This window comes from Nonomuraea sp. N2-4H (assembly GCF_045291505.1).
Classification (GTDB): Bacteria; Actinomycetota; Actinomycetes; order Streptosporangiales; family Streptosporangiaceae; genus Nonomuraea; species Nonomuraea fastidiosa.
Genome location: NZ_CP147987.1, coordinates 1,919,301 through 1,931,153 on the forward strand (window position 1 = coordinate 1,919,301; position 11,853 = coordinate 1,931,153).

Here is an 11,853-nt window from a genome sequence, read left to right on the forward strand (position 1 = left end):
CGGGGCCGTTCCGGCGCGGCCTGGGCGAGCGTGTCCACCGGGGCGGCCATCACAACTCCTTCAACGCGCGGCCAGGCGAAGGTGAGGAACGCGAGCAGATCGCGCTGCCCGCAGCCGTCGTTCGTCGTCGCGTCAAGGACGTCCGATCTCTCGCCCGCTTGATGGGCGGATCTCTGCACTTAAACGGTAAGTGGCAACTTTTGTCATGAAAGTTTCACGTGGCCGCTTGAGCTACATCGATGACCAGTTGACGTGCTGCTTTGGCACATTACGGTTTCGGACGCCTGGCTTTTCCGGTTCATCCATGTGGGGAGGCGCGAAAGCAGCCATCCGATGTGTACGCTGACGCTGCCCGTACATGAACTGTTGATGACGCTCGTCTCGCGTGGCGGACGCAGGGCGGCGTCACCCCGTGACGCAGACTAGGCTTAACAGGCACGCCAGCCGACCGACGAGAGAGACCATGAAGACCTTCGAAGAGCTGTTCGCCGAGCTGTCAGAGAAGGCCAGGACCCGGCCCGCGGGCTCGGGCACCGTGGCCGCGCTCGACGCCGGCGTCCATGCCATCGGCAAGAAGGTCGTCGAGGAGGCCGCCGAGAGCTGGATGGCGGCCGAATACGAGTCAGACGACAGGGCAGCGGAGGAGATCTCGCAACTCCTCTACCACGTGCAGGTGCTCATGATCGCCCGGGGCATCGGCCTCGACCAGGTCTACAAGCATCTCTAGGGCGCTCCGGCGCCCGGCCACCGAGGAGAGACAGCGAGAGCGAGACACGTAAGGACCTGACATGCTGCGCCTGGCAGTACCGAACAAGGGCGCGCTCAGCGAGGGCGCCCAGAGCATGCTCAAAGAGGCCGGCTACCGGCCCCGCAGGGACAGCAAGGAGCTCGTCGTCGTCGACGAGGCCAACGGCTGCGAACTGTTCTTCCTGCGGCCCAGGGACATCGCCGTCTACGTCGGCGAGGGCACCCTCGACGTCGGCATCACCGGCCGCGACATGCTGATCGACTCCGGCGCGCCGGTCGAGGAGATCATGCCGCTCGGCTTCGGCAACTCGACCTTCCGGCTGGCCGCCCCGGCCGGCGCGATGTCCTCGGTCGCCGACCTCGACGGCCGCCGCATCGCCACGGCCTACCCCGGCCTGCTCGACAAATACCTGTCCGACCAGGGCGTCGACGCGCGCGTGATCAAGCTCGACGGCGCCGTCGAGACCGCCATAAGGCTCGGCGTGGCCGACGCCATCGCCGACGTCGTCGAGACCGGCACCACGCTGCGCAACGTCGGCCTCGAAGTCTTCGGCGAGCCGATCATGCGCTCGGAGGCGGTGCTCATCAAGCGGCAGGGCGCGGGGGAGACGCCGGGCGAAGGCCAGCTCGTCCGCCGCTTCCAGGGCGTCGTGCACGCCCGCGACTTCGTCATGATGGACTACGACATCCGCGCCGAGCGCATCGAAGAGGCCATCGCGCTCACCCCGGGCATGGAGGGGCCGACGGTCTCGCCGCTGCACCGCGAGGGCTGGGTCGCCGTGCGGGCCATGGTCCGCCGCCAGGGGCACCAGCAGGTGATGGACCAGCTCTGGGACATCGGGGCGCGCGCCATCCTGGTCACCGACATCTACGCCTGCCGGCTGTGAGCCTCGGGGCGCGCCCGGCCGGTCATGGGGCGGGCGCGCCCGTCTGACCCCGGGCGCGCCGGCCCGCCTGGTCTCGGGCCGCGCCTTTCTGGTCCTGGCCGCGCCGTCCGGTTGATTCCGGGCGCCGGCCCCGCCTGGTCCCGGGCGTGCCGCCCGTCTTGGTTCCCCGTACGGTGCGTCCGTACTGACAAATGTCATGGCGAAGGCCGGAGGGAACGCACTGCCGCCGCCCACCGGCCCGCACCTAGCGTTCACGTCATGAACGCCATCGTGTTCGACCACGTCAGCAAGCACTACAGGGACGTGCTCGCCGTCGACGACCTGTCGCTGTCCGTCGCGCCCGGCTCGACGGTCGCGCTGCTCGGCCCCAACGGGGCCGGCAAGTCCACCTCCATCAACCTGCTGCTCGGCCTCCTGCAGCCCACCAAGGGCACGGTGGCCGTGCACGGGCGCACCCCCGCCGAGGCGGTCAGGGCCGGGGAGATGGGCGCCATGCTCCAGCACGGCGCGCTCATCCCCGAGCTGACCGTCAAGGAGCTCGTCGACTGCGTCCGCCGCCTCTACCCCCGCCCCCTGGCCCTGGACGAGGTCCTGGAGCTGGCCGACCTGACCGGCCTGGCCGGGCGGCGGGCGGACAAGCTGTCCGGCGGGCAGGCGCAGCGGGTCAGGTTCGCCCTGGCCATCGCGGGGGCGCCGAAGATCCTGCTGCTCGACGAGCCCACCGCCGCCATGGACGTCGAGTCCAGGCTGCGCTTCTGGGCGGGCATGCACGACTACGCGGCGGGCGGGCGTACCGTCGTCTTCGCCACCCACTACCTGGAGGAGGCCGACGAGCACTCCGACCGGGTGATCGTCATCGCGCGGGGCCGGCTGGCCGCCGACGGCACCGCCGCCGAGATCAAGGCCGCCGCCGGCGGCAGCGCCGTCAGCTTCGACCTCGGCGCCCAGCCCACGGCCGGGCTCGACCGGCTGCCCGGCGTCCGCGCCGTCGAGGTCGTCGCCGGCACGGCCACCCTGCACACCTCCGACCCCGACGCCACCCTCGACGCGCTCTACCGCGGCACCACCCTCGACGTGCGCGGCCTCCGGCTCACCGGGGCCGGCCTCGAAGCCGCGTTCCTCCAGCTGACCAGGGAGTCCTGATGCTCGCCTTCGCCAAGATCGACATTCTGCGCATGCTGCGGAACCGGCGCTACCTCGTGTTCGTGGTGACCTTTCCCGTGCTGCTGTACGCGATCAACGCCAACATCTACGGCCAGGACACCTCCCCGGACGGTGTCGGCTACAGCGTCGTGCTCATGGTGTCGATGGCCGCCTACGGGGCGCTGGCGGCGTCCATGATGAGCTCCGCCGTGCCGCTGGCCACCGAGCGGCAGTCCGGCTGGCTGCGCCAGCTCCAGATCACCCCGCTGCCCGGCTCCGCCGTCATCGCCGTCAAGCTCGTCACCGCGATGACCCTCGTGCTGCCGTCGCTGGCGCTGGTCAGCCTGGTCGCGATCGTGCAGCAGGGCGTGTCGCTGCCGCCGGGCAGATGGGCGGCGCTGCTGGTGGCGCTGTGGCTGGGCGTGGCGCCGTTCGTGGCGCTCGGACTGGCCATCGGCTCGGCGCTGACCGCCGACGCCGCCCAGCCGGTCGCCATGATCTGCATGTTCGCCCTGGCCATCGCGGGCGGCCTGTGGTTCCCGCCCGAGGTCTTCGGCGCGACCATGAAGGCCGTGGCCGAGCTGACGCCCTCCTACCACTACGCCGGGCTCGGCTGGAGCCTCGCCGCGGGACACGGCCTGGCCATGGCGGACGTGCTGGCCGTCGCCGGGTGGACGGTCGTGCTGGGCGGGCTGGCGGCCTTCCTCTACCGGCGGGCTACGGTACGTGCATGAGCTTCGCCGACCGGATCAGCTTCGGTGGCCCCGACGAGAGCGGGAGGCCCGCCAGGAGACTGGTGGGCGTCTCCATCGGGATGGTCTACCTCCTCTTCCCGGTCACCGACATCGTGACCGGCGCCTTCACCGGAGCCAAGGCCGTCTGGGCGGCGCTGTTGCTGGTGGCGTACATCGGCGCCTACATCGCCACCGTCGTCAGCCCGCCGAACATGGTCAAGGCGGGCCGCTTCACCTACCCGCTGCTCGCGCTGGTCACCCTGCTCGGCGTGACCGGCGCGCTCGCCTTCGGCGGGTCCTGGCTGTCGCTGCCGGTCTACACCGTCGTCCTGTACGCCTTCGTGCTGCGGCCCGCCCACGCCCTGGCCGGCATGGCGCTCAGCCTGCTCGTCGTCATCGGCGGCGGCGTCCTGCACCGCGACGACTGGGACACCCTCGCCGTGCTCTCCATCCAGGTGGTGACGCTCGGCGTGCTGTTCATCAGCGTCCGCAACACCCGCGCGCTGAGCCACCAGCTCCGCATCGCCCAGGACGAGGTGGCCAGGCTCGCCGCCACCGAGGAACGCCTGCGCATCGCCCGCGACCTGCACGACCTGCTCGGCCACAGCCTGTCGCTGATCGTGCTCAAGAGCGAGCTGGCCGGGCGGCTGGCCGAGGAGTCGCCCCGGGTGCGCCAGGAGATCGCCGACATCGAGTCCGTCGCCAGGAAGGCGCTGACCGAGGTGCGCGAGGCGGTCGCCGGCTACCGGCAGCGCAGCCTGGCCGAGGAGCTCGACAGTGCCCGCGCGGTGCTGGCCGCCGCCGGGGTCGCCGCCGAGGTGCGCGTCACCGGGGGACCGCCGCCCGCCGCGCTCGACGAGCTGTTCGGGTGGAGCGTGCGCGAGGGCGTCACCAACGTCGTACGCCACGCGCACGCCACACGGTGCGAGATCACGGTGACCGTCGAGGGTGACACTGCCATGCTGGAGATCGTGGACGACGGAGACGGCGGCGACGGGCCGTACGAGCTGGGCAACGGCCTGCGCGGGCTGACCGAACGGGTGACCGGCGCCGGCGGCACGGTCACCGCCGGTCCCGACGGACACGGGCACGGGCACCGGCTCAGGGTGCGGGTGCCCGCAGTGGAGTACGCATGATCACGGCGCCGGCGCCTGCGGTGGAGTACGCATGATCAGGGTGATGCTGGCCGAGGACCAGGCCATGGTGCGCGGGGCGCTGGCCTCCCTGCTGGGCCTCGAAAGCGACATCGAGGTCGTCGGCGAGGCCGCCGACGGCGACGAGGCGCTCGCCGTCGCCGCCGCCACCCGGCCCGACGTGGCGCTGCTCGACATCGAGATGCCCGGCACCGGCGGGCTCGCCGCCTGCCGGAACATCGTCCGCGACGTGCCGGGATGCCGGGTGATGATCCTCACCACCTTCGGCCGTCCCGGCTACCTGCGCACCGCCATGGAGGCGGGGGCGGTGGCCTTCCTCGTCAAGGACAGCCCGGCCAGGGAGCTGGCGGCGGCCATCCGGCGGGTGCACGCGGGGGAGCGGGTCATCGACCCCGCCCTTGCGGCCGCCGCGCTGAGCGCCGGTCCCAACCCGCTGTCGGGGCGCGAGCGCGACGTGCTCGCGGCGGCGGCCGACGGATCCACGATCGGGGACATCGCGGCGCGGCTGCACCTGTCCGAGGGCACCGTGCGCAACTACCTGTCGTCGGCCATCCAGAAGACGCACGCACGCAACCGCATCGAGGCGGTGCAGCGGGCCAAGGCGCAGGGCTGGGTCTGACCCGGCCTCGTGCGCGCCCGGTCAGGCCCGGGCCGTGACCTGCCTGATCAGATCAGCGACGCGGACGATGCCGAGGCAGCGGTTCAGCTCGTCGGTGACCACCAGGTCGTCGTAGACGCGGGCCGCGTCCCGGCCGGCGGCCTGCATGGCGGCGATGGCGGGGGTCGTGCGGGGCACCGTACGCGGCGGGTCGGCCAGGCGGCGGGCCGGCTTCGTGCTGTGCAGGGCATGGCCGTAACGGGCCGCCAGCGACAGCAGGAACCGGCTGCGGTCCAGGCTGCCCGTCGGCCGCTGGAACTCGTCCACCAGGATCACGCTCGTGACCGTCGGCTCCTGGCCGAAGGCCGCCACCGCCTCCTCCGCCTTGGCGTCGGCGGGCAGCGTCACGGCGGGCAGCAGCAGCTCCTGCACGCGGGGGCCGAGCATGGCCGATTCCGGCGGCTCGTCGGCCACCGGCAGCGGCACCCGTACCTTGCCGTCGGGGCCGCGCCCGCCATCAGGTCCAGGCCCGGGCTCGCGATGCCGACGTCCGCGAAGCCCAGCAGGTAGCCGATCGTCCGCAGCCCGTCGATGCCCACCTTCAGCAGCGGGCGGTCCTGCTCGCCGCAGGTGCCCGTGAGCAGCAGTATCGCCTCGCGCGGGTGCCGTCCGGCCCGCCGCAGCGCCTCGTGCAGCGGGGCCAGCGCGCCCGCGCCCGACAGCACCACCCTGATCGGCAGCTCCAGCACCATGGGCAGCGGTGTGGCGCGCAGGACGCCCGAGGGGTCCACGACGGCGGGATGCGCGATGACGGCCCCGGTGTCGAGATCCACCAAGGGGCTGGCGAGCAGGGCGGACACGTAAGGAGATGGTGCTCCTGAGACGGCTGCCATCAGAAGGGCCGCAAGGGAGAATTCACCGGCATTTCGGTGAGGGTTCCCGGTTTCGGGGCAACCCTCGCCGTTCCGCCCCCTCCCCGCGCCCGGCCCCGGCCCTCACCCCGTCGCGCCCCGGGCTCCGGGCCGCCGCGGACGACGACCGCCGCGCCGCCGTTCACCGTGATCGGCTGGAACGCGGAGTCCCGGACGGCGAACGCCGCCACGCGCCTCGCCACGTTCCGCGGCCCGCGGATCCGGGCGGTCGCGGCGGGCCTGGTGTCACCGTCGTCGGCGTGGAAGGTGATCTCGGGATGCGGCAGAGCGAGCAGGGTGCCGAGATCGCCGTCGCGGGGCGTCAGGCCCTCCAGGACGATGCGCAGTGCCAGGCTGACCGGCTCGGCGAGGAGCGCCTGATCCTCAGGCTCCACGGCGTCGGCCGGCCGGAGACGCGGCCATTCGAAGCGGGCTACCACGTCGCCCCCGGCTTCTGCGCCGCGAGCCCGCTGGCCGCCGTGTGGCTGCCGCTGCGGGCGTTCCGGGGACGGCCGGCGGTAGGCGGGCGGCGGGGCGGCGGAGTTCGGTAGGGTTCGCCGCATGGGCGGGCGTCCGGCGAAGGGCGGCGGCCGGTGGGTCTGCGTGCCGCCGGAGCGCCTGCATCCGTGGATCGACGGGTTCGCCGGGCGCCACGGCCCCTTCTCGGCGTCCGGCGACGAGCGGGTGGTGCGGCTGGTGGCCGGCGACGGGGCGGTGGCCGAGCTGCACGTGCCCTTTCCGCCCATGACGCCGCCGGGCCCGCCGCACGTCACCCGGCTGGTCACGCACGCGCGGGCGGCGCGGCGGGTGGGGGTGTTCCTGGTACGGCTCGGCGGCTACGCGGCCGGGGTGTTCCACGGGACGGAACTGGTGGCGTCGAAGGTGGGCTCGCGGCTGGTGCAGGGGCGCACGGCGGCCGGCGGCTGGTCGCAGCAGCGCTACGCCAGGCGGCGGGCGAACCAGGCGGCGCGGGTGTTCGAGGACGCGGTGGCGACGGCCGTACGGGTGCTGACGCCGCACCTGGGCGACCTGGACGCGGTGGTGCTCGGCGGGGACCGGCGCGCCGTGGACGCCCTGCGGCAGGACCGCCGCCTCGCCCCGCTGCTCGCGCTGGAGCGCGAGCCGTTCCTCACGGTGCCCGACCCGCGGCTGGTGGTGCTGCGGGAGACGCCCGCACAGTTCAGAGCGGTACGGATCCGGGTCGTCGATCCGGCGTGAGCCCTCGACGGGGGCGGGCCCGAGCCTCCGATCGGATCCGCGTGAGCCCCCGGCGGGGCCGGCCCGAGCCTCCGATCGGGTCCGGTGGGAGCTGCGAGCCCGACCGGCGCCGATCAACCCATGTGCCGTTCGTTCAGGAGAAGGCGTCCTTGTGGTCGGTCAGGAAGGCGGACAGGGGGCGGGGCGGGCGGCCGGTCAGGTCCTCCACCGTCGTCGTGGTCGAAGCCCAGCGGCCGTCGCCGATCTCGGCCATGAGGGCCGCCAGCTCGGCGGCCTGCGGGCGCGGCATGCCGCGGCGTTCGAGGTGGGCGGTCATCTCGGGGACGGGCAGATCCACGTAGCGGGCGGGGCGGCCGAGCACGCGGCCGATCTCCTCGGCGATCCGGTCGTGCGGCAGCGACTCGGGTCCGGTCAGTACGTGATCGCCGCTGGGCCCGGCGGGGCCGGTCAGCAGGGCGGCGGCCGCGGCGGCGATGTCGCGGGCGTCGATGTAGTTGACGGGGGCGGTGCCGTACGAGCCGTACATGACGCCGCCCGCGAAGTCGTGCGGCAGGTTCTGCATGAAGCCGGTCGGCTGCAGGATCGCGTACGGCACGCCGGAGGCCCGCAGGTGGGCGTCCACGACGCCGTGCAGGCCGGTGGCGAGCCTGCCACCGGGAGCGGCGCCGCGTACCGACACCGTGACGATCTGCGCGACCCCGGCGCGCGCCGCCTGGTCGATGACGGCGCGGTGGGCGTCCGCGAAACCGGGCCAGATCGAGCTGTTGAGGAAGAGCCGGTCGCCGGGGGAGAGCAGCGCGCCGATCGTCTCGGGGCGCTCGAGGTCGGCGATCCGGTGCGGGATGCCGAGGTCGCCGGCGGGACGGCGGACGGCGGCCAGGGCGTCGCGGCCGCGCAGCAGTGCGGCGAGTTCGCGGCCGATGGAGCCGGTGGCGCCGGTCACCACGATCATGAGCGTACCTCCATAAGCGGACAGTAAGGTTCCGGTTAGCCGGACGGTACACTAGACGGAATCGGATCGTCCACTTAGGAGCCGGAACGTGCGTGCGGACGCCAGGCGAAACCTCACCAAGATCGTCGCAGCCGCGGCGGAGGCCATCGCCGAACGCGGGGTCAACGTTCCCATGGAGGTCATCGCGCGGCGCGCGGGCGTCGGCGTCGGCACCCTCTACCGCCGCTTCCCCGACCGCAACGCGCTGATCGCGGCCATCGGCGAGCACTACGTCCACACGATGACCGAGGCGCTCGACGACGCCGCGGCCGAGAGCGACGCGTGGAGCGCCATCCGGAGCTTCGTCTCCTGGGCCGCCGAGCCGGGCCGCACCGCGCTGTCCACGGCGCTCGCCGAGCTGCCGGACGAGGTGGTCGTGGGGCGGGCCGAGTTCGCGCGGGCGCGGCAGGAGTGGGTCGAGCGGCTCGACCGGCTCGTACGCCAGGCGCAGGCCGACGGCTCCATGCGCGAGGACGTCGGCACGGACGACCTCGTCCACCTCCTCAACGTCTTCACCTGCCACCCCGACCGGCTCCCCGCGCCGGTGGCCGCCGATCCGGGGCGGTATCTGCGGTTGATGCTGGACGGCATGAGCGCCGAAGTCGCGACCTCGCTCACATAGTGCGCAGCAGGCTCTTGAGACGATTCAATAGTTTGCCGCTATGATGAGCCGAGTTCTCGGTGGACCGCGCTAAGCGGCACACCGTACGACATCGGGTCACGCCTCTCGCCGGTGCGCCGTGTCCGGCGCGCACCCAGGGCGGCGCTCCCGCACCTTCAGCAGCACGGCCTCGTGAGGATCGATGGCGACCACGAACATCAAAGAGGTCGCGCAGCTGGCGCGCGTCTCGGTCGGCACGGTGAGCAATGTGCTCAACCGTCCCGAGATCGTGTCTCCGGCCACCCGCGAACGCGTCTTCGAAGCGATCAAGAAACTGGGGTTCGTCCGCAACGAGGTGGCTCGCCACCTGCGGGCGGGCCGCAGCCGCACGGTCGGTCTCGTCGTGCTCGACGTCGCCAACCCGTTCTTCGTGGACGTGGCCACGGGCGCCGAAGCCGTCGCCGACGACCACGACACCATGGTGGTGCTCTGCAACAGCGCCGGAGACCCCGGCCGCGAGCGCCGCCACCTCGACCAGCTCGAACAGCAGCGGGTGATGGGCATCCTCATCACCCCGGTCGAGGCCGAGACCCCCTGGCTCGAGGAGCTCGTCGCCCGCGGCACCCCCGTCGTGCTGGTCGACAGCCCCGCCACGGGGTTGCAGTGCTCGGTGGCCGTGGACGACCGGCTCGGCGGCCAGATCGCCGGCGCGCACCTCATCGAACGCGGACACCGCCGCATCGTCTTCGTCGGCGGGCCGCCGAGCATCAAACAGGTGGCCGACCGGCAGGCCGGCGTGACCAGCGCCGTCGCCGCCTCAGGGGGCGCCGTCGAGCTGCTCACCGCCACCGCGCCCGCGCTCACCGTGGCCGAAGGACGGGCCATCGGCGAACGCGTCGCCGCCCTGCCGCCCGCCGAGCGGCCGACCGCCGCCTTCTGCGCGAACGACATGATGGCGCTCGGGTTTTTGCAGGCCATGGCCTCGCACGGGCTGCGGGTGCCCGCCGACATGGCCATCATCGGCTACGACGACATCGACTTCGCCGCCGCCGCGGCGGTGCCGCTGTCGTCGGTGCGGCAGCCTCGCGAGCTGCTCGGCCGTACGGCCATCGACCTGCTGCTCGAGGAGGTGAGCGACCCCGAGCAGCACCGCCACCGCCAGGTCATCTTCCAGCCCGACCTGGTCGTCCGCGACTCCAGCGCCCCATACCGCTCCTCCTGACCCGGCTTGTTCCGCTTGGGCGCTGACCCGGCTGGCTCCTGGCCCGGCTTGTGTCGCTTTGAGCTGCCGGAGCGCCGTGAGCCACCGCGTGGGGCTCGCGCGCCCTCGTCCGTACCCGCTGGTCACGGCGCGGTCGGTCGCTCCGGTGCGGGCGCTACCGCACGCTCCCGGCGGCCGTGTCGTGGCCGCTCACGGCGGTGCGGGTGCTACCGCGGCGCTCATGCCTGTCGTGTCGTGTCCGGTGGCACTGGTGTGGGTGCTCTCGCCCGCTCACGCCGGTCGTGACCGGTCGGACGGCTGCGGGGTGTCCTCGCCCGGCTCCTGCCGCTGCGTCGTGGCTGGTCACAGCGGTCCGGGTGTCGCAGTGCGGGGCAGGGCGGCCGGTGCCTGGTGTCGCGCCTGAACGTTTGCGCTTTGCCGTGGTGGCGCGATACCCGCCTGGGGCCCGCCTACCTGCCCGCCTGCCTGCCCGCTCGCTCGCCCGCCGGCTTGCCCGCGCGCCTGCCTGCCCGCTCGCTCGCCCGCCGGCCTGCCCGATCGCCCGCGCGCCTGACTGCGCGCAGGCCTGCCTGCGCGGCCGGATGCGCCGTCCCACCCCCAGGCCGGGTGTGCCGTTTGGGGTGGTCTGGTGTTTCTTGAGGGAAAAGTCGCTGGATGCGTGGCCTGTCCGGGGGTCTTCCCTGTACGTTGCTGGTGAGCCTCTCGGAACCAACGATTTGGTCTCGGGGGCCCGGCCGGAAGGGGGTTCTCGCTGGTCGGGCGGCCGGGGCGAGGCCGGGCGGCGAAATCTCCGTCGTCCGCATCATTGACTTTGAGTCGATTCAACACTACTTTCGCACCAACCGCCGTTCACTACCTTGTAACTGGGCAGGAACCACGGTGCAACACTCCACCCCCGCATTCGTGCACGTGCCACGAGAAGGTGGTGCCGGATGAATCATCCCGCCATGTCGATCAGGATCCAAGCTGCCTGCTCAGAGGTCATCTGGGTGGTTCAGCTCAACCTGATGTGGCTCGTCTTCACCCTCGCGGGAGGCGTGATACTCGGGCTCGGGCCCGCCACTGTGGCCGCGTACACGCTGGCCCGGCGGCACGCCAGGAATGAATCGTTTCAGGCGTGGGGCGAATTCTGGACCGTCTACCGGCGGGAGTTCGTCCGCGGCTCGCTGCTCGTCCTGCCGCCGGTGGTGCTCGGCACCGTACTGGTCGGCAACTACCTGTACTTCTCCGTGCTCGGCCAGGACGCGGGCGGGCTGCGGATCGCGACGTTCGTGGCGCTGCTGGCGCTGGCGGCCGTCGGGTCCTACATCGGCCCGCTCTACACGCACTACGAGCTGCCGCTGTGGGCGTACATCCCGAAGGCGTCGCTGCTCGCGCTGACCCGGCCGGCCTCCACCGTGCTGCTGATGTTCACGCTCTGGGCGATCGTCTACGCGACGTCGGAGATGCCCGTCCTGGCGCCACTGGTCAGCATCGGTGCGTGGATCTCTGTCAACACCTGGCTCTGCCTGCGCTTCTTTGAGGAGAACGAGGCGCGCCTGCATTCGGAAGGAAACCCATGAGCGCATCCCGTAGTCGCTTCCTCGCCGGAGCGTTAGCGCTAACAACCGCCCTGGTGGCCTCCGCGTGCTCCGGCACCGGCGCCGG

14 protein-coding genes are annotated in these 11,853 nt (G+C 72.4%); 10 read left to right on the forward strand and 4 right to left on the reverse strand.

Annotated elements, in window-relative coordinates; genetic code table 11:
* Window positions 1–463: 463 nt before the first annotated feature.
* From WBK31_RS08730 to WBK31_RS08755, 6 genes are all read left to right on the forward strand, one after another.
* Window positions 464–727: a phosphoribosyl-ATP diphosphatase gene (locus WBK31_RS08730; RefSeq protein WP_345386086.1), complete on the forward strand. Its 264-nt coding sequence runs from the start codon at window positions 464–466 to the stop codon at window positions 725–727.
* A 61-nt stretch (window positions 728–788) separates the two neighbouring features.
* A complete protein-coding gene (gene hisG / locus WBK31_RS08735; RefSeq protein ID WP_364065698.1) occupies window positions 789–1,634 on the forward strand; it encodes an ATP phosphoribosyltransferase in 846 nt (281 codons plus the stop codon).
* 258 nt (window positions 1,635–1,892) lie between these two features.
* Window positions 1,893–2,777 carry an ABC transporter ATP-binding protein gene (locus WBK31_RS08740; protein WP_406674592.1) on the forward strand — a complete coding sequence of 295 codons (885 nt, stop codon included), beginning with the start codon at window positions 1,893–1,895 and terminating at the stop codon, window positions 2,775–2,777.
* Window positions 2,777–3,511, forward strand: a complete 735-nt coding sequence (locus WBK31_RS08745; RefSeq protein ID WP_406674593.1) for an ABC transporter permease — start codon at window positions 2,777–2,779, stop codon at window positions 3,509–3,511. Before WBK31_RS08740 ends, WBK31_RS08745 begins: the two co-directional genes overlap by 1 nt.
* Window positions 3,508–4,647, forward strand: a complete 1,140-nt coding sequence (locus tag WBK31_RS08750) for a sensor histidine kinase (RefSeq protein ID WP_378790103.1) — start codon at window positions 3,508–3,510, stop codon at window positions 4,645–4,647. Before WBK31_RS08745 ends, WBK31_RS08750 begins: the two co-directional genes overlap by 4 nt.
* A 31-nt stretch (window positions 4,648–4,678) precedes the next feature.
* Window positions 4,679–5,284, forward strand: coding sequence for a response regulator transcription factor (locus WBK31_RS08755; protein ID WP_364065686.1), 606 nt, complete (start codon window positions 4,679–4,681; stop codon window positions 5,282–5,284).
* 21 nt (window positions 5,285–5,305) lie between these two features.
* Here the strand turns inward: WBK31_RS08755 and WBK31_RS08760 are convergent, their stop codons facing one another.
* From WBK31_RS08760 to WBK31_RS08770, 3 genes are read right to left on the reverse strand one after another with little or no spacing between them, the layout of a single operon-like run.
* Window positions 5,306–5,695: a CBS domain-containing protein gene (locus WBK31_RS08760; RefSeq protein ID WP_406674594.1), complete on the reverse strand. Its 390-nt coding sequence runs from the start codon at window positions 5,693–5,695 to the stop codon at window positions 5,306–5,308.
* Window positions 5,668–6,123 carry a hypothetical protein gene (locus WBK31_RS08765; RefSeq protein WP_364065680.1) on the reverse strand — a complete coding sequence of 152 codons (456 nt, stop codon included), beginning with the start codon at window positions 6,121–6,123 and terminating at the stop codon, window positions 5,668–5,670. The genes WBK31_RS08760 and WBK31_RS08765 overlap by 28 nt, the downstream gene beginning before the upstream one ends.
* Window positions 6,124–6,155: 32 nt before the next feature.
* Window positions 6,156–6,614, reverse strand: coding sequence for a hypothetical protein (locus WBK31_RS08770; RefSeq protein WP_406674595.1), 459 nt, complete (start codon window positions 6,612–6,614; stop codon window positions 6,156–6,158).
* Between the two features lie 121 nt (window positions 6,615–6,735).
* On the opposite strand from WBK31_RS08770, the gene WBK31_RS08775 reads away from it, so the two are divergent.
* Window positions 6,736–7,392 carry an acVLRF1 family peptidyl-tRNA hydrolase gene (locus WBK31_RS08775; RefSeq protein ID WP_364065677.1) on the forward strand — a complete coding sequence of 219 codons (657 nt, stop codon included), beginning with the start codon at window positions 6,736–6,738 and terminating at the stop codon, window positions 7,390–7,392.
* A 133-nt stretch (window positions 7,393–7,525) separates the two neighbouring features.
* Here the strand turns inward: WBK31_RS08775 and WBK31_RS08780 are convergent, their stop codons facing one another.
* The gene (locus WBK31_RS08780; RefSeq protein WP_364065674.1) at window positions 7,526–8,344 is read right to left on the reverse strand and encodes an NAD(P)H-binding protein; all 819 of its coding nucleotides are present in this window, start codon (window positions 8,342–8,344) and stop codon (window positions 7,526–7,528) included.
* Window positions 8,345–8,432: 88 nt separating this feature from the next.
* Here WBK31_RS08780 and WBK31_RS08785 point away from each other — a divergent pair, with 88 nt between their 5' ends.
* The 3 genes from WBK31_RS08785 (at window position 8,433) to WBK31_RS08795 (ending at window position 11,768) form a co-directional block, all read left to right on the forward strand.
* Window positions 8,433–9,005, forward strand: a complete 573-nt coding sequence (locus WBK31_RS08785) for a TetR/AcrR family transcriptional regulator (protein WP_364065671.1) — start codon at window positions 8,433–8,435, stop codon at window positions 9,003–9,005.
* Between the two features lie 181 nt (window positions 9,006–9,186).
* Window positions 9,187–10,206: a LacI family DNA-binding transcriptional regulator gene (locus tag WBK31_RS08790; RefSeq protein ID WP_364065669.1), complete on the forward strand. Its 1,020-nt coding sequence runs from the start codon at window positions 9,187–9,189 to the stop codon at window positions 10,204–10,206.
* A gap of 932 nt (window positions 10,207–11,138) precedes the next feature.
* Window positions 11,139–11,768, forward strand: coding sequence for a YesL family protein (locus tag WBK31_RS08795; protein WP_378790101.1), 630 nt, complete (start codon window positions 11,139–11,141; stop codon window positions 11,766–11,768).
* The last annotated feature ends 85 nt before the right edge of the window (window positions 11,769–11,853 follow it).

Coding starts and splice junctions, on each gene's coding strand:
- WBK31_RS08780 (WP_364065674.1), bottom strand. CDS start 8,344: ATGATCGTGGTGACCGGCGCCACCGGCTCCATCGGCCGCGAACTCGCC.
- WBK31_RS08755 (WP_364065686.1), top strand. CDS start 4,679: ATGATCAGGGTGATGCTGGCCGAGGACCAGGCCATGGTGCGCGGGGCG.
- hisG (WP_364065698.1), top strand. CDS start 789: ATGCTGCGCCTGGCAGTACCGAACAAGGGCGCGCTCAGCGAGGGCGCC.
- WBK31_RS08730 (WP_345386086.1), top strand. CDS start 464: ATGAAGACCTTCGAAGAGCTGTTCGCCGAGCTGTCAGAGAAGGCCAGG.
- WBK31_RS08790 (WP_364065669.1), top strand. CDS start 9,187: ATGGCGACCACGAACATCAAAGAGGTCGCGCAGCTGGCGCGCGTCTCG.
- WBK31_RS08750 (WP_378790103.1), top strand. CDS start 3,508: ATGAGCTTCGCCGACCGGATCAGCTTCGGTGGCCCCGACGAGAGCGGG.
- WBK31_RS08795 (WP_378790101.1), top strand. CDS start 11,139: ATGAATCATCCCGCCATGTCGATCAGGATCCAAGCTGCCTGCTCAGAG.
- WBK31_RS08775 (WP_364065677.1), top strand. CDS start 6,736: ATGGGCGGGCGTCCGGCGAAGGGCGGCGGCCGGTGGGTCTGCGTGCCG.
- WBK31_RS08740 (WP_406674592.1), top strand. CDS start 1,893: ATGAACGCCATCGTGTTCGACCACGTCAGCAAGCACTACAGGGACGTG.
- WBK31_RS08745 (WP_406674593.1), top strand. CDS start 2,777: ATGCTCGCCTTCGCCAAGATCGACATTCTGCGCATGCTGCGGAACCGG.